This is a genomic window from Pseudomonas sp. (assembly GCF_030150285.1).
Lineage (GTDB): Bacteria > Pseudomonadota > Gammaproteobacteria > Pseudomonadales > Pseudomonadaceae > Aquipseudomonas.
This window is the reverse complement of the sequence record NZ_JASLGE010000027.1, coordinates 194,248-209,784: the sequence shown is the minus strand read 5'-3', so window position 1 is coordinate 209,784 and position 15,537 is coordinate 194,248. Positions and strand designations below refer to the sequence as shown.

Genomic DNA, 15,537 nt, shown 5'->3' with positions numbered 1-15,537 from the left:
GCTCAAGTTTTGTACCATGGCGGCTTATCTCTACTGCCTCTGGAGTTTTCCTTGCCTGATTCCCGCCCCCCCACGCTGGATGAAATCGACCGTCAATTGATTGCGGCACTGCAACTCAATGCCCGCGAGAGTGTGGCGATGCTGGCTCGGCAGTTGGGGATTGCGCGCACGACGGTCACTTCACGCCTGGCCCGGCTGGAAAAAGCCAAGGTCATCACCGGTTACGGCGTGCGTCTGGGGCAACGCTTGGTGGATGGCGGGCTGCAGGCCTATGTCGGAATCACCGTGCAGCCACGCTCTGGCAAAGAGGTGGTCAAACGTTTGAGTGCAATGGCGCAGGTGCAGCAGTTGTGCGCCGTGAGTGGCGAGTTCGATTATGTGGCCTGGCTGCGCAGTGACTCGCCCGAGCAACTCGACCAGTTGCTGGACCAAATCGGCAGTGTGGAGGGTGTCGAGAAGACCACCACCTCTATCATTCTGAGCAGCAAGGTTGACCGCGGCTAAGTCGTTTCGACAGGCCTGCAGGTCAATATGTCTACCAAGTTCGTCACATTGACTTAAAATAGGTCATAACGACGACACTTTGCGTCTTAATACCGTATGGCGCGCACCCTATGATGGCGTTGTCTTTTCCTATACTCGTGTAAAGCGAGTCGCCATCAAGGTCAGCCATGAACACGCATAATCGCCACCCCGCCGACGGTAAAAAGCCCATCACCATCTTCGGCCCGGATTTTCCGTTTGCCTTTGATGACTGGATCGAACACCCCGCAGGGCTCGGCAGTATCCCGGCTGACAAACTGGGGGCAGAGGTTGCGATTGTCGGGGCCGGCATGGCGGGCATGGTGGCGGCTTATGAACTGATGAAGCTGGGCCTCAAACCGGTGGTCTATGAAGCATCGAAGATGGGCGGGCGCCTGCGTTCCCAAGCGTTCGAGGGCAGCGAAGGGGTTATCGCCGAGTTGGGCGGCATGCGTTTTCCGGTGTCATCTACCGCGTTTTATCACTATGTCGATAAGCTCGGGCTTGAAACCAAGCCCTTCCCCAACCCCCTGACACCCGCGTCTGGCAGCACGGTGATCGACCTTGAAGGCCAAACCTTCTACGCGCAAAAACTGGCGGACTTGCCTGCGCTGTTTCAGGAAGTCGCTGACGCCTGGGCCGACGCGCTGGAAGCCGGCTCGCAGTTTGGCGATATTCAACAGGCGATCCGTGATCGCGACGTGCCGCGCCTGAAGGCACTCTGGAATACGCTGGTGCCGCTGTGGGACGACCGCACTTTCTATGACTTTGTGGCCACGTCCAAGGCCTTCGCCAAGCTCTCATTCCAACACCGCGAAGTGTTTGGCCAAGTGGGCTTCGGCACCGGCGGCTGGGATTCGGACTTCCCCAACTCCATGCTGGAAATCTTCCGCGTGGTGATGACCAACTGCGACGATCACCAGCACCTTGTGGTGGGCGGGGTTGAGCAGGTGCCGCTGGGCATCTGGCGCCACGCGCCGGAGCGTTGCGCGCACTGGCCTGCCGGGACCAGCTTGAGTTCGCTGCACCATGGCGCGCCGCGCACGGGGGTAAAAGCCATTTCTCGTACACCAGACGGGTTGTTTTCGGTCACTGATAACCTCGGTGTGACCCGCCCTTACGAGGCCGTGCTGGTTACCTGCCAAAGCTGGCTGCTGACCACGCAAATCGAATGCGAAGAATCGCTGTTCTCACAAAAGGTCTGGATGGCGCTGGACCGCACCCGCTATATGCAATCGTCGAAAACCTTCGTCATGGTCGACCGCCCGTTCTGGAAAGACAAAGACCCTGAAACCGGTCGCGACCTGATGAGCATGACCCTCACCGACCGCCTGACGCGCGGCACGTACCTGTTCGACAATGGTGACGACAAGCCCGGTGTGATTTGCCTGTCGTATTCCTGGATGAGCGATGCGCTGAAAATGCTCCCGCACCCGGTGGAAAAACGCGTAAAACTGGCGCTCGACTCGCTTAAGAAAATTTACCCGAAGGTCGATATCGCCAGCCGCATCATTGGCGATCCGATCACCGTGTCATGGGAAGCCGACCCGCATTTCCTGGGTGCTTTCAAAGGGGCTTTGCCGGGCCACTACCGCTATAACCAGCGCATGTACGCACACTTTATGCAGCAGGATTTCCCCCGCGAACAACGCGGAATTTTCATCGCCGGCGACGATGTGTCCTGGACACCCGCCTGGGTAGAAGGGGCCGTGCAAACCTCACTCAATGCGGTGTGGGGCATCATGAATCACTTTGGCGGCAGCACCCCTGCCGATAACCCGGGGCCGGGCGACGTATTCAATGACATCGGCCCGATCGCCCTGTCAGACTGATCCATCTTCCCCTGTAGGCGCGCTTGCTCGCGATCGATTAAAAAGATCCCGCCAGCGCGCACCTGCCGCGTTCCTCTCAAGGAGAACCCCATGCGCGTCGCCCTTTACCAATGCCCGCCGTTGCAACTGGATGTCGCGGGTAACCTGCAACGCTTGAAAAACATCGCCGCGAAGTCTCAGGGCATCGACTTGCTGGTCCTGCCCGAGATGTTTCTCACGGGTTACAACATCGGTGGCGAAGCGGTCGCAACACTGGCGCAAGCCCATGACGGCGACGCCGCCCGGCAGGTTGCCGAACTGGCCAGGTCCAGCCGCATGGCAATCGCCTACGGCTACCCCGAGCGTGCCGCAGACGGGCAGATCTACAACAGCGTGCAACTGATCGACGCCCACGGCCAACGCCTGCTCAACTACCGCAAGACTCACCTGTTCGGTGACCTGGACAAGGCCATGTTCAGCCCCGGCCCAGACGCCTACGCCGTGGTTGAACTCAATGGCTGGAAGCTCGGAATGCTGATCTGCTACGACCTGGAATTCCCGGAAAACGCCCGACGCCTGGCGTTGGCCGGGGCCGAGCTGATCGTTGTGCCCACCGCCAATATGCTGCCCTACACCACGGTCTGCGAAGTCACCGTGCGCAGCCGCGCGCTGGAAAACCAGTGCTATGTGGCTTACGCCAACTATTGCGGGCATGAAGGGCCGATCCATTATTGCGGCCAAAGCAGTATCGCGGCACCCGACGGTCAGCAAATGGCGCTGGGCGGCCAGGACGAGGCCTTGGTGGTCGCCACGCTTGAGCGCTCACACCTGATCGTCGCGAAACAGGGCAACGACTACCTGGCCGACCGCCGCCCGGCGCTTTACGCTGCGCTGAGCGAGCGCTAAGCCCCCGCAATCCGCTAGCATGGGGGCTTCTCTGTTCCGGAACTGCCCATGCCTGCGCTGAACCACCCCCAGCCCCAATCATTGACCCTGCCAAGCGGTCTGACCCTTTCCGCGCGCCATGAGCCGCACCTCGAACATTGCACGGCCGTTTTACGGGTCGCTGCCGGCCGCCAGGATCAGCCTGCGGCATGGCCCGAGCTGGTGTATGTTCTGGAACACTGGCTGTTTCTCGGCACCGAGCGTTTTCCTGCGCAAGACAACCTGATGGCTTACGTCCAGCGTCACGGCGGCCAGGTCAACGTGCAAACCCATGAACGGCATACCGATTTCGCTTTTGAAGTGGGTCCCGACGCGCTGGACGGGGCCCTTGAGCGTCTGTGCGACATGCTTGGACACCCGCGCATGAACCTGAACGACCCACTGCGTGAACGTGACGTTCTGCAGGTCGAATCTTTCGTCCAGGCCCGTGAACCCGGGCTGCAACGGGAGCCGCTGGTGGGCAACTGCAATGCCTTTCAGCCCGCGCTGAATGCCTTTTACCAACAGTTCTACCAGGCCGCAAAGATGACCCTGAACCTGGCGGGGCCACTGCCTCTGGATGAATTGCTGGCGCTGGGGCAACGTTGCACCCCCCCACTGCCGGTATCCGACGTTGCGCTCGGCTCAGTAAAAGAGCCGGTCAGCGCAGGTCTGATTCGCGGGCAAACCAGCGCCCACCGTGGCCTGCGTACGTTTGCCCAGGACCGTTTGCGCGCCCGCCGCGATGAGTCAGCGATAACCGTCAGCACAACACGGCCCGCACCCAAGCGGTAGCGGCGTCAGGAATGGCGGTTTTAATGCGAGGTGATGCGGGCCACTGGGTAGAACACGCGCCCTGAAGGCTCGACGCCCAGTTATCCACAGGCAAAAAAACGCCCCGTGCCGAACGAAACAGGCACAGGGCGCGCGGTACACCGCGAGACGGTTCTTTACAGCAGTGGCGGGGCCAGGCTCAAACGGCAACCCCACGGCGGCACTGCAATTGTGCGGTCCGCACCCGAGCAAAAGCCCGGGCCAGACGCAGTAACATTTCATCAATATTGCCTTTGCTGACACACAGCGCCGGCGTAAAGCGTATGCAATCGGGTTGCGGCGCGCTGATCAACAAACCTTCACACAAGGCCGCCTTGACCACGGCTTCTGCCGAGTCATCCAATAAGGTCAGGCCCCACAACAAACCCTGGCCGCGTAACTCACCTTGGGCATAACGATTGGCCAGCCCGGCAAGCCCTTCACGCAAATAGAGCCCGGTCTCACGAACGTGCGGCAGAAAGTTTTTTTCCAGCAACGTTTCGAGTACCGCACCGCCTGCAGCCGTCATCAACGCGTTGCCATGATGGGTGCCCTGCAACTCACCCGGCTCAAAACAGCAAGCCTTGCCGCGCGCCAGCAGCGCAGCCAGTGGCACACCCCCGCCCAAGCCTTTGCCCAGCGTAAGAATGTCGGCGCGCACGCCGTAATTCTGTTCGGCCAACAACGTGCCGCAGCGTCCCATACCGGCCTGGACTTCATCCAGAATCAGCAAAATACCCAGCTCCCGGCACAACCGCTCCACGCCCTTGAGGTAATGCTCGGTGGCCGGGATAACGCCCGCCTCGCTCTGCACCGGCTCCAGCAAGATGGCCACGGTTTGCGCATCGACCGCCGCATGCAACGCGGGCAGATCGTTAAACGGCACATGGATGAAACCCGGCAGTTGCGGTTCAAAACGGTTTGAGAGCCCGCCACTGCCCGACGCGGACATCGCGCCAAAGCTGCCGCCATGGCAACTGCCGGTTGCCGTAATAATCCGATGCGCGCCGCCGCGATGCAGTTGGCCCCATTTACGCGCCAGTTTGATCGCACCTTCGTTGGCTTCCGCCCCGGTGTTAAGAAAATGCACCTGGTCGCTGCCAGTGCTTTCGCACAACCGCTGAGCCAGACTCAACAGTGCACGGTTATAAAAGCCCGCACCCGGGTTGATCAACGATTGCGCCTGATCCGTCATCGCCTTGACCAACACCGACGGGCTATGACCCAGGCTGTTGCCACCGGCCCCTTGCGTGAAATCCAGATACGCCCGGTTGTCGCTGTCCCACATCCACGAACCCTGGCCGCGCACAAACACTGGGGTGGCGCGTTCGACAGTGGGCATCAGGCATTCACGGTTCTGGCGGTTATCAAACACGGCAGGGGCATATTCAGCCGCCAAGTCATCGAGGCTCGGCGCTGGGCGACGCAGGTTAAACAGGTTCATGCACGGTGACCTTGTGACCACAATCAGATTCGGTTTGCAACCGGCCTGGTACAGCTCGCGGCGTTAAAACCTCTACCGGGTTTTTAGCCTTGCCTATGTAAAAACACTTCACAGAGGCTGTGTAAATTGGACTCTCGGGCTCGATAGGCCTCGTTGAATGGGCGTAGACTAGGCGTCTGCGGCCTTTTGAGCCATTTCGTTTTTTAAGCATTTTCGATAAGTATTACTTATGGATTTCAAGCAACTGCGCTATTTCGTCGCGGTCTACGAAGAAGGCCATGTGGGCCGTGCGGCCGAACGGTTGTCCATTTCCCAGCCTGCGTTGTCGCAGCAAATACGCCACCTCGAACACAACCTCGACGTCAGCCTGTTTGAGCGCAGCAGCAAGCGTCTGTTGCCCACACTCGCCGCGCACACGCTGTACAACCACGCCTTGCCGCTGCTCGACGGTTTGCAGCGGGCCAAAGAGGCGTTGAGCAACTTTCAGGGCCAGGCGCTGCGCACCATTGCCATTGGCGTGCTGCAAACCGTGCACACCAGCCTGGTGCCGCACATGCTGGAACGGGTGCGTCAGGCTCAACCGCACCTGGTGGTGCAGATTTACGAATTAACCGGCATTGAAATTGAACGGCGCTTGCTGAATGGTTCGCTCGACATCGGCATCAGCTACTTGCCGCCTCGCCAGCCCGGGCTGCACGGCTTACTGCTCTACGAAGATGAGCTGCAACTGGTCATCCCCGCCGATCACCCATTGCGCGAGTTCAAAAAAGTCTCGCTGACCCAGGCCGCTGAATTGCCCATGCTGCTGCTGGGCGAAGAGTTTCAGGTGCGGCAAATCTGGAAAAGCCAACTGGCCAGCCTGGGACGCCGCCCACAGGTACAGGCCGAGCTGAACACCATGGCTGGCATTCTGGAGAGTTTGCCCCACACCAAACTGGCCACGGTGCTACCGGGGCGCTCACGCCACGTGCATGACGACCAGGCGCTGCTCTGGAAACCGCTGAGTGAACCTAGAGTGCCGCTGAAGGTGGGGTTGGTGTACCGCGATGTGCAGCGCCAGCAAGCCACTTTGGGCATGCTGCGTGCCTTGCTTGAAGACGTCATACACCCCCTATGATTCTGTAGGAAGTGTGAAAATTCATACGCACAAAAAAGAAAACCCCGCCTAGGCGGGGTTTTGCATACTGTTTCCCTGACATCCTTTTCACTCCGCCGTCCTGGCAGAATCCTACGTGTCCGTGTTGTTTCTTTGGGCTTCCTGCCCTACGTCCATGGAAATTAGATTACCCATGGAACCCAGTAAACGATATGGGAGATTGTCAGCATGTAATGTAAGCAAATGCTTACATTGCACTCAACGCTTTAAAAATGTGCTTCATCCAGCGAATAAAGCGACTCGCTGCCCGCCCTCACAGACGCGCTCAACGAGTGGATACGGGGCAGCAAACGCGCGAAATAGAAGCGTGCAGTGCCCAATTTGCTGACATAGAACGGCTCTTGTGCCTCTTTGCCCAATGCCGCCTTCGCCATCAATGCCCACATGTACGCATACGTTGTGTAACCAAAAACTTGCAGGTACTCGACGGAGGCCGCACCGATTTCGTTCGGGTTGTCTTTAGACTGGTTCAGCACCCAGCCTGTCAATTCATCAAGTGTGTCCAAAGCTTTTGCCAACGGCTGGGTAAACTCACTCAGGTCGGCATTGGCCGAATGGATGAACTGGCGAATTTCGTCTGCGTACAGCCGGTAGTAAGCCCCCCCATTGGCCACGATCTTGCGACCCATCAGGTCCAACGCCTGAATACCGTTGGTGCCTTCGTAGATTTGGGTAATGCGCACATCACGCACCAATTGCTCTTGGCCCCATTCGCGAATGTAGCCGTGGCCACCGAACACTTGTTGGCCATGCACCGTGGTTTCTAACCCCAGGTCCGTCAAAAAGGCCTTGGCTACCGGCGTCAACAGCGCCACCAACCCGTCGGCACGCTCACGCGCCTGAGGGTCTTCACTGAACTTGGCAATGTCCAACTGGTTGGCCACGTACGTCGAAAATGCACGCCCGCCTTCGTTAAAGGCCTTCATGGTCAGCAGCATGCGACGCACGTCCGCATGAACGATGATCGGGTCGGCCGGTTTGTCCTTCGCCTGAGCACCTGTCGCCGCGCGCCCTTGCAGGCGGTCGCGGGCGTATTCCACCGCATTCTGGTAAGAACGCTCGCCCGACGCCAAGCCCTGAATGCCAACCCCCAACCGCTCGTAGTTCATCATGGTGAACATCGCCGCCAGACCACGGTTTGGCTCACCCACCAGATAACCGACCGCCCCATCAAAGTTCATCACACAGGTGGCCGACGCCTGAATGCCCATTTTGTGTTCAATAGAACCGCACGAGACCAGGTTGCGCTCGCCCAGGCTGCCGTCGGCATTGACCAGGAACTTGGGCACCAAAAACAGCGAAATGCCTTTCGGACCCGCCGGGGCATCCGGCAGCTTGGCCAGCACCAAATGGATGATGTTTTCAGTCAGGTCGTGCTCACCACCGGTGATAAAAATCTTGGTGCCGCTGAGGGTGTAGCTGCCATCTGCTTGCGGCTCGGCTTTGGTGCGAATGATGCCCAGGTCCGTCCCGGCATGGGCTTCGGTCAGGCACATAGAACCGGACCACACACCCGAGTACATATTCGGCAGGTAAGTGGCCTTCAATTCTTCGCTGGCATGGGCATTGATCGACACACAAGCCCCGGCCGTGAGCATCGGGTACAAACCGAAGGCCAGGCTCGACGAGTTGATCATTTCTTCAACTTGGGCCGACACCGACTTGGGCATGCCCATACCGCCGAATTCCGGCGCGCCGCCCACACCGACCCAGCCGCCCTCGGCGTAGGTATTGTAAGCGTCGACAAAACCGGCCGGGGTGGTAACCACGGTGTCGTGCCAATGGCAGCCTTCTTCGTCAGCGCTGCGGCTTAACGGGGCGATGCTTTTAGCGGTGACCTTGCCAGCCTCTTCAAGAATGGCTTCAACCGTTTGCGCGTCGACGGTTTCGGCCAATGCAGGCAACTGCGCCCAGAGCGTGGCGACGTCAAACACTTCATTGAGGACGAAGCGCATATCGCGCAGGGGCGCTTTGTAATCGGCCATGGCAAACCTCGTGATCTGTAAACGATGATTAATGGGGATTGGAGTCTAGCTTAATGACGGAAGCAATACATAGGGTCTATAAGTGACCCAAGATACTGAAAGGGTCACACAACTCTCGGTAGGGGCCAGTTTGCTCGCGATCTTTTGATCATTTAAAAGATCGCGAGCAAGCTCGCTCCTACGCGATGCCAACAGCAAAAAGCCGCGCCCCCCTAAGGGAAACGCGGCTTTCAGTTCAAGCGCCGGGGCTTAGTAGCCCAGGTCGAAATCTTCTTCTTTCATGTCCATCAGGTTGGCAGCGCCCGAGAGCATGGTGGCAACGTGCGCGCGGGTACGCGGCAGGATGCGCTGGAAGTAGAAGCGCGCCGTTTGCAGCTTGGCGTTATAGAACGCGGCCTCCGATGTGCCTTCTGCCAGTTTTTCGGCAGCCAGGCGAGCCATGTCGGCCCAGAAGTACGCTAGGCAGGCATAACCGGAATACATCAGGTAGTCGACCGAGGCCGCCCCCACTTCTTCACGGTCTTTCATGGCCGCCATACCAACCTTCAGGGTCAACTCGCCCCACTCTTTGTTCAGCGCAGCCAGTGGCGCGACGAATTCTTTGACCGCGTCGTTGGATTCGTTGGCCTGGCAGAACTTGTGCACGATCTTGGTGAAACCCTTGAGGGCCTCGCCTTGGGTCATCAACACTTTGCGACCCAGCAGGTCGAGTGCCTGGATGCCGGTGGTGCCTTCGTACAGCATCGAAATGCGGCTGTCGCGAACGTTCTGCTCCATGCCCCACTCGGCGATATAACCGTGACCACCGTAAATTTGAACACCGTGGTTGGCCGACTCAAAGCCCACTTCGGTCATGAAGGCCTTGGCAATGGGCGTCATGAAAGCCAGCAGGGCATCGGCTTTCTTCTTCTCGTCTTCATCCACACCGTATTTCACGATGTCGACCTGCTTGGCAGTGAAATACACCATCGCCCGGTTGCCTTCGGCGAACGCCTTGGTGGTCAACAGCATACGGCGCACATCAGGGTGAACGATGATCGGGTCAGCCGGTTTGTCCGGGGCTTTAGGGCCGGTCAACGAGCGCATTTGCAGGCGGTCGCGTGCGTATTTCAAGCCACCCTGAAAGGCGATTTCAGCGTGGGACAAGCCTTGCAGCGCAGTGCCCAGACGGGCGGTGTTCATAAAGGTGAACATGCAGTTCAGGCCTTTATTGGCTGGGCCGATCAGGTAACCGGTAGCGCCATCAAAGTTCATCACGCACGTGGCGTTACCGTGGATGCCCATTTTGTGTTCGAGGGAGCCACAGGACACCGCGTTGCGCTCACCGAGGCTGCCGTCGGCATTGGCGTTGAACTTGGGCACGATAAACAGCGAGATGCCTTTGGTGCCCGCAGGCGCATCCGGCAGGCGTGCCAACACGATATGGACGATGTTGTCGGCCATGTCGTGTTCACCGGCCGAGATAAAGATCTTGGTGCCCGATACCTTGTACGAGCCATCCGCCTGAGGCTCAGCCTTGGTGCGCAACAGGCCCAGGTCGGTACCACAATGCGGCTCGGTCAGGCACATGGTGCCGGTCCACTCGCCCGTGACCAGTTTGGTCAGGTAGGTTTCTTGCTGCTCCGGCGTACCGTGCTCGGAGATGGTGTTCATCGCGCCATGCGACAGGCCCGGGTACATGCCCCACGACCAGTTGGCCGCGCCAACCATTTCACTGATTGCCAGGCCCAGCGACTCAGGCAAGCCCTGACCACCGTGCTCAACGTCATGCGCCAGGCTTGGCCAGCCGCCTTCAACGAATTGTTTGTAGGCTTCTTTAAAGCCGGTAGGGGTTTTGACCCCGGATTCACTCCAGGTGCAGCCTTCGATGTCACCCACGCGGTTCAGCGGTGCCAGCACCTGCTCACAGAACTTGGCGCCTTCTTCGAGAATGGCACTGACCATATCTGGAGTAGCGTCCTGGCAAGCCGGCAGGCTTTGATAATGCGCTTCGTAACCGAGCAGTTCGTCACGAACGAAACGAATATCACGCAAGGGGGCCTTGTAATCAGGCATAGCGATAAACCTCTGCTGATGAATCCGGGGATGAACAACCGCGTGGATTTGTTATTGGCGGTCAAACAGGTGTTTGAAACATACGTTTACGCCTATTTATTGTCAAGCAGCGTAAAGCCGCCGTTCGTCTTGGCACGCATAAACAAAAGAGAGAGAGGGTGTCATCAATTCTTGTAGGAGCGAGCGTGCTCGCGATCTTTTGATCTTTTTAAAAGATCGCAAACACGCTCGCGCCTACCGTTGGCGGAGAGCTTAGTCCAGCAAATCCAGTTGCAGGTGCTCCGCCACCTTTTGTGCCGAGGCCGTTTTGAGCTTGGGCACACGGCCCAGGCAAGGGGCGGGGAGCCGCTCCGCCAGCGTGGCGAGGTTTTCTTCCAGGCGCGAAGTTTTGGGGCCAATGATATTGGCCACCCACCCGGCCAACTGCAGGCCATCACGTTCAATGGCTTCGGCGGTCAGCAAGGCGTGGCTGATGCACCCCAAGCGCACCCCCACCACCAGGATTACCGGTAAATCCAGTGCCAGCGCCAGGTCCGACAGGCTGTCCTGGCCCGACAACGGCACGCGCCAACCGCCCGCCCCTTCTATCAGGGTGAAATCGGCCTGGCGGTCGAGAATCTGCTGCATGGGGGTCAATAACGACTGCACGCTTAACACCACGCCCGCTTCACGCGCCGCTATATGCGGGGCTATCGGCGGTTCAAAGGCCACTGGGTTGACCTCCTCATAGGCCAGTTTCAACGAACTCTCGGCCATCAGCGCCAGCGCATCGGCATTGCGCAGCCCCTGTGGGGTGATCTCGCACCCGGAGGCCACCGGCTTGCCTGCAACGGTGCTCATGCCCGCCTCGCGCGCGGCATGCAACAAGCCCGCTGCAATGGTGGTTTTGCCCACGTCCGTGTCGGTGCCGGTTATAAAATAGGCAGGGCTCATCGCGCTTTCTCCAGCAGGCCGTAGACCACTTGATAGGTCGCAGGCAGGCCTTGCGGTTGACGGAAATGCTCGTAGGCACTGATCAACCCCTGAAGCCGCGCGCGGCCGGTCAACCCTTCGGGACGGCCGGGGTTGAGGTTGTGCGCCCCTAACGCCTTGAGCTCATGGGTCAGTTGACGCACGTGAGGGTAGTGCAGCACATGCGCCTGATTACGCAAGCTGATGACCTGAAAATCGCTGGCCGCACACGCCTGTTGGTACACCTCGAACGGGCGAAAGCGATTGACATGAACCTGGCCGTCCACTGCCCGCCAACTGTCGCGCAACTCGCTCAATGTGCCGACACACAAGCTACTGAACGCCATTACCCCACCGGGCTTGAGGACTCGATGCGCCTCGTTCAGCACGGCCTTGAAATCGGCGCACCACTGCAGCGCCAGGCTGGAAAAAATCACCTCGCAACGGCCCGCCTGCAAGGGCAAGTGTTCGGCATCACCCGCAATAAAGTGCTGCGCCCCGCCTTGGGGGCGAGCGAAGGCCAGCATGCCTTGGGCGATGTCCAGCGCCAGCCCTTCGCTGCCAGCAAAACGCTGGCCCAGCGCCCGGCTGAAATACCCCGTACCACTGCCCAGGTCCAGCCAGCGCTCCGGGGCCAAGCGGGCGGGCAGTTGCGCCAACAACTCATGACCCACTGCCCGTTGCAGCTCGGCCACACTGTCGTAGCTGGCCGCCGCCCGGGAAAATGAAACCGCTACCTGACGCTTGTCGGGCAAGGCATGCCCGAGGGTTGTAACACTCAAATCAGTCATCACCCGACTCATGTAAGAACGCCTGAATGGCCGCCGCCAATTCGTGGGGAGCCTCCAGCAAAAAAGCGTGACAGGCCTGTTCAATCAGGCCCACTTCGACATCGGGCACCAGCCTCAGCACTTGGTGAGCCGCCTCTATGGGCACCAGCGCATCGTCCCCGGCAAACAGGTGCAACTGCGGGCCGTGGAAGCGTTGCAAGGCCAAGCGCGTGTCCAGCCTGCCGAGCAATTCAAGCCCAGCCAGCAGCAAATCGGGCGACACTTTGGGTGCACCGTTCAATAGCAGGTTGGCCATGCCTTTGCCTGGGCTGCACAGCAACGCAAAACGCTTGAGCGTAGTGTTGGGGGCCTCGCGAAACCCACTCACAAAGGCTTCAAACGTGGCCGTCGCCATGGCGGCTGGCCAGGCGTCGCGCACGATAAAACTGGGGTTGCTGGCCAGTGTCACCAGCCCGCAGCAGCGATCACCCCGGCGCGCCGCCAGTTCAGCGGCGAGCATCCCGCCCAGTGACCAGCCGCCCAGCCAGGCGTTGTCGGGCAAGGTGGCGTCCAGCTCGTCGAGCCAGTCATCCAGCGCGGTTGACGGCAGCAGCGGCAGCGGTTCGATGTCGACCCGCACGTGTTCATCCAGCCCGCGCAACGCTGAAGCCAGCGGTTCAAGCGGCGAAACGCCCAAGCCCCAGCCCGGTAGCAAAATCAAACGGTCACGCATGGTCAGACTCCCGCGCACGCCAACAGTCATCCAGTGCGCTTAACAATAGCTGCACCTGCGCTGACGTGTGAGCCGCCGACAGCGTTACCCGCAAGCGCGCACTGCCCACCGGCACGGTGGGAGGGCGAATGGCGGTCACCAGCACACCGCGCGCGCGCAATTGCTCCGACAAGCGCACCGCCTGCGCGCTGTCGCCGACCTTAATCGGTTGAATCGGAGTGAAGCTGTCCATCAGTTGCAGGCCGATCTGCTCGGCCCCCTGACGGAACTGACGGATCAACGAATTGAGGTGCTCGCGCCGCCAATGCTCGGTGCGCAACAGTTCAAGGCTTTTGAGCGTCGCGCAGGCCAGCGCAGGCGGCTGGCTGGTGGTGTAGATGTAAGGCCGAGCGAACTGGATCAGGCTTTCGATCAGGTCTTCACTGCCCGCCACAAACGCGCCGCTGGTGCCAAACGCCTTGCCCAGGGTGCCCACCAGCACCGGTACGTCTTCAAGGCTCATGCCCAAGTGCTCGACAATTCCGCCGCCATTGGCCCCCAACGGGCCAAAACCGTGGGCATCGTCGACCATCAGCCACGCGCCTTTGGCCTTGGCTTCGCGGGCCAAGGCGGGCAAATCGGCCAGATTACCGTCCATGCTGAACACGCCATCGGTCACGACCAGTGTATTGCCGCACGCTTTTTCCAGACGTTTGGCCAGGCTGGCGGCATCGTTATGCAAATAACGATTGAAGCGCGCACCGCTCAACAACCCGGCGTCAAGCAACGACGCATGGTTGAGGCGGTCTTCCAGCACCGTATCGCCCTGCCCGACCAACGCGGTGACCGCGCCCATATTGGCCATATAGCCGTTGCTGAACAGCAGCGCACGGGGTCGCCCGGTGAACTCGGCCAACGCTTCCTCCAGCGCATGGTGCGGGGTGCTGTGGCCGATCACCAGGTGCGACGCGCCGCCGCCCACGCCCCAGCGCTGCGCACCGGCACGCCAGGCTTCAATCACCTGTGGGTGGTTGGCCAGGCCCAGGTAATCGTTGTTGCAAAAGGCCAACAGCGGCTGGCCATCGACCACCACCTGCGGCCCTTGCGGGCTTTCCAGTAACGGGCGACGGCGATACAAATGGTCGGCACGACGCGCGGCCAGACGAGCGTTTAAATCAAAAGACATGCTGGCCTCAGAAAGCGCAGAAGACTTTGTAGGAGCGCGCTTTTAAAAGATCGCGAGCAAGCTCGCTCCTACAGGGAGGATTGTGACCAGCCTTACACCGCAGCGTTATAAAACTGCTCGCTGGACTGCTGGTCCATCAAGGCGTGCTCGATGGCCGCCTGATGCACTTCATCGGCATGCTCTTCACGGGCCTCGGGCAGGATGCCCAGGCGTGCGAACAACTGCATGTCTTTGTCAGCCTGGGGGTTGGCCGTGGTCAGCAACTTGTCACCGTAGAAAATCGAATTGGCTCCGGCCATAAAAGCCAGCGCCTGCATTTGCTCGTTCATCGCCTCGCGCCCGGCGGACAAACGCACATGGCTTTTCGGCATCAGGATGCGCGCCACCGCCAGCATGCGAATGAAGTCGAAAGGGTCGACATCGTCAGCGTTTTCCAGCGGTGTGCCGGCCACTTTCACCAGCATGTTGATCGGCACCGACTCCGGGTGTTCAGGCAGGTTGGCCAGTTGAATCAGCAGGTTGGCGCGGTCATCGAGCGATTCGCCCATGCCCAGGATGCCGCCAGAGCAGATCTTCATGCCGGCATCGCGCACATAGCTCAGCGTTTCCAGGCGCTCGCTGTAGGTACGGGTGGTGATGATACGGGTGTAGAAGTCCGGCGAGGTGTCGAGGTTGTGGTTGTAGTAATCCAGCCCGGCATGGGCCAGGGCTGCGGTTTGCTCCTGATCGAGCTTGCCCAGGGTCATGCAGGTTTCCAGGCCCAGCGCTTTGACGCCCTGCACCATTTGCAACACATAAGGCATGTCTTTGGCGGAGGGGTGTTTCCACGCAGCCCCCATGCAGAAACGGGTCGAGCCGATGGCCTTGGCCCGCGCGGCTTCTTCCAGCACCGCCTGCACCTGCATCAGCTTCTCTTTGGCCAGGCCCGTGTTGTAGTGGCCCGATTGCGGACAATATTTGCAATCTTCCGGGCATGCACCGGTTTTGATCGAAAGCAGCGTCGAGACTTGCACCCGGTTCGCGTCAAAATGCGCGCGGTGAACGGTCTGCGCCTGAAATAACAGATCATTGAAGGGTTGGACGAACAGCGCCCGAACCTCGGTTAAAGACCAATCATGTCGCAAGTTGGCAAGGGTGCTGGCGCTCATCGGCGTTTCTCATGGTTATGCTTTGACTTGAACCTGAAGCAACCGCCTCAGGCACGGCAC

At 59.7% G+C, this 15,537-nt stretch carries 13 protein-coding genes; 5 read left to right on the top strand and 8 right to left on the bottom strand.

Going from position 1 to position 15,537, the window contains the following annotated elements:
• The first annotated feature begins 51 nt into the window (after positions 1-51).
• From Q1W15_RS05855 to Q1W15_RS05840, 4 genes are all read left to right on the top strand, one after another.
• Positions 52-504 (top strand): Lrp/AsnC family transcriptional regulator, encoded by a 453-nt coding sequence (locus Q1W15_RS05855; protein ID WP_300724976.1) that lies wholly within the window; start codon positions 52-54, stop codon positions 502-504.
• A 167-nt stretch (positions 505-671) separates the two neighbouring features.
• Positions 672-2,354, top strand: coding sequence for an NAD(P)/FAD-dependent oxidoreductase (locus Q1W15_RS05850; RefSeq protein WP_300724974.1), 1,683 nt, complete (start codon positions 672-674; stop codon positions 2,352-2,354).
• Positions 2,355-2,444: 90 nt separating this feature from the next.
• Positions 2,445-3,239 carry a carbon-nitrogen hydrolase family protein gene (locus tag Q1W15_RS05845; RefSeq protein ID WP_300724972.1) on the top strand — a complete coding sequence of 265 codons (795 nt, stop codon included), beginning with the start codon at positions 2,445-2,447 and terminating at the stop codon, positions 3,237-3,239.
• Between the two features lie 48 nt (positions 3,240-3,287).
• Positions 3,288-4,052, top strand: coding sequence for an insulinase family protein (locus Q1W15_RS05840; RefSeq protein WP_300724970.1), 765 nt, complete (start codon positions 3,288-3,290; stop codon positions 4,050-4,052).
• A gap of 178 nt (positions 4,053-4,230) precedes the next feature.
• Here the strand turns inward: Q1W15_RS05840 and Q1W15_RS05835 are convergent, their stop codons facing one another.
• The gene (locus tag Q1W15_RS05835) at positions 4,231-5,514 is read right to left on the bottom strand and encodes an aminotransferase class III-fold pyridoxal phosphate-dependent enzyme (RefSeq protein WP_300724968.1); all 1,284 of its coding nucleotides are present in this window, start codon (positions 5,512-5,514) and stop codon (positions 4,231-4,233) included.
• Positions 5,515-5,743: 229 nt separating this feature from the next.
• On the opposite strand from Q1W15_RS05835, the gene Q1W15_RS05830 reads away from it, so the two are divergent.
• Positions 5,744-6,631: a LysR substrate-binding domain-containing protein gene (locus Q1W15_RS05830; RefSeq protein WP_300724966.1), complete on the top strand. Its 888-nt coding sequence runs from the start codon at positions 5,744-5,746 to the stop codon at positions 6,629-6,631.
• Between the two features lie 245 nt (positions 6,632-6,876).
• Here the strand turns inward: Q1W15_RS05830 and Q1W15_RS05825 are convergent, their stop codons facing one another.
• The 7 genes from Q1W15_RS05825 to bioB form a co-directional block, all read right to left on the bottom strand.
• Complete coding sequence (locus Q1W15_RS05825; RefSeq protein ID WP_300724964.1) at positions 6,877-8,655, bottom strand: acyl-CoA dehydrogenase C-terminal domain-containing protein; 1,779 nt, start codon at positions 8,653-8,655, stop codon at positions 6,877-6,879.
• 249 nt (positions 8,656-8,904) lie between these two features.
• Positions 8,905-10,710, bottom strand: coding sequence for a phenylacyl-CoA dehydrogenase (locus tag Q1W15_RS05820; protein ID WP_300724962.1), 1,806 nt, complete (start codon positions 10,708-10,710; stop codon positions 8,905-8,907).
• Positions 10,711-10,962: 252 nt separating this feature from the next.
• A complete protein-coding gene (gene bioD / locus Q1W15_RS05815; RefSeq protein ID WP_300724961.1) occupies positions 10,963-11,643 on the bottom strand; it encodes a dethiobiotin synthase in 681 nt (226 codons plus the stop codon).
• A complete protein-coding gene (gene bioC / locus Q1W15_RS05810; protein WP_300724959.1) occupies positions 11,640-12,452 on the bottom strand; it encodes a malonyl-ACP O-methyltransferase BioC in 813 nt (270 codons plus the stop codon). Before bioC ends, bioD begins: the two co-directional genes overlap by 4 nt.
• Positions 12,445-13,164, bottom strand: a complete 720-nt coding sequence (locus Q1W15_RS05805) for an alpha/beta fold hydrolase (protein WP_300724957.1) — start codon at positions 13,162-13,164, stop codon at positions 12,445-12,447. The genes bioC and Q1W15_RS05805 overlap by 8 nt, the downstream gene beginning before the upstream one ends.
• Positions 13,157-14,329 carry an 8-amino-7-oxononanoate synthase gene (bioF, locus tag Q1W15_RS05800; protein WP_300724955.1) on the bottom strand — a complete coding sequence of 391 codons (1,173 nt, stop codon included), beginning with the start codon at positions 14,327-14,329 and terminating at the stop codon, positions 13,157-13,159. The genes Q1W15_RS05805 and bioF overlap by 8 nt, the downstream gene beginning before the upstream one ends.
• Positions 14,330-14,421: 92 nt before the next feature.
• Positions 14,422-15,477: a biotin synthase BioB gene (gene bioB, locus Q1W15_RS05795; protein WP_300724953.1), complete on the bottom strand. Its 1,056-nt coding sequence runs from the start codon at positions 15,475-15,477 to the stop codon at positions 14,422-14,424.
• Positions 15,478-15,537: the final 60 nt, after the last annotated feature.

Bases quoted from the DNA above. Each gene is read 5' to 3' on its own strand.
- Q1W15_RS05850 (WP_300724974.1), top strand. From the start codon at position 672: ATGAACACGCATAATCGCCACCCCGCCGACGGTAAAAAGCCCATCACC.
- Q1W15_RS05845 (WP_300724972.1), top strand. From the start codon at position 2,445: ATGCGCGTCGCCCTTTACCAATGCCCGCCGTTGCAACTGGATGTCGCG.
- Q1W15_RS05840 (WP_300724970.1), top strand. From the start codon at position 3,288: ATGCCTGCGCTGAACCACCCCCAGCCCCAATCATTGACCCTGCCAAGC.
- Q1W15_RS05835 (WP_300724968.1), bottom strand. From the start codon at position 5,514: ATGAACCTGTTTAACCTGCGTCGCCCAGCGCCGAGCCTCGATGACTTG.
- Q1W15_RS05830 (WP_300724966.1), top strand. From the start codon at position 5,744: ATGGATTTCAAGCAACTGCGCTATTTCGTCGCGGTCTACGAAGAAGGC.
- Q1W15_RS05825 (WP_300724964.1), bottom strand. From the start codon at position 8,655: ATGGCCGATTACAAAGCGCCCCTGCGCGATATGCGCTTCGTCCTCAAT.
- Q1W15_RS05820 (WP_300724962.1), bottom strand. From the start codon at position 10,710: ATGCCTGATTACAAGGCCCCCTTGCGTGATATTCGTTTCGTTCGTGAC.
- bioD (WP_300724961.1), bottom strand. From the start codon at position 11,643: ATGAGCCCTGCCTATTTTATAACCGGCACCGACACGGACGTGGGCAAA.
- bioC (WP_300724959.1), bottom strand. From the start codon at position 12,452: ATGACTGATTTGAGTGTTACAACCCTCGGGCATGCCTTGCCCGACAAG.
- Q1W15_RS05805 (WP_300724957.1), bottom strand. From the start codon at position 13,164: ATGCGTGACCGTTTGATTTTGCTACCGGGCTGGGGCTTGGGCGTTTCG.
- bioF (WP_300724955.1), bottom strand. From the start codon at position 14,329: ATGTCTTTTGATTTAAACGCTCGTCTGGCCGCGCGTCGTGCCGACCAT.
- bioB (WP_300724953.1), bottom strand. From the start codon at position 15,477: ATGAGCGCCAGCACCCTTGCCAACTTGCGACATGATTGGTCTTTAACC.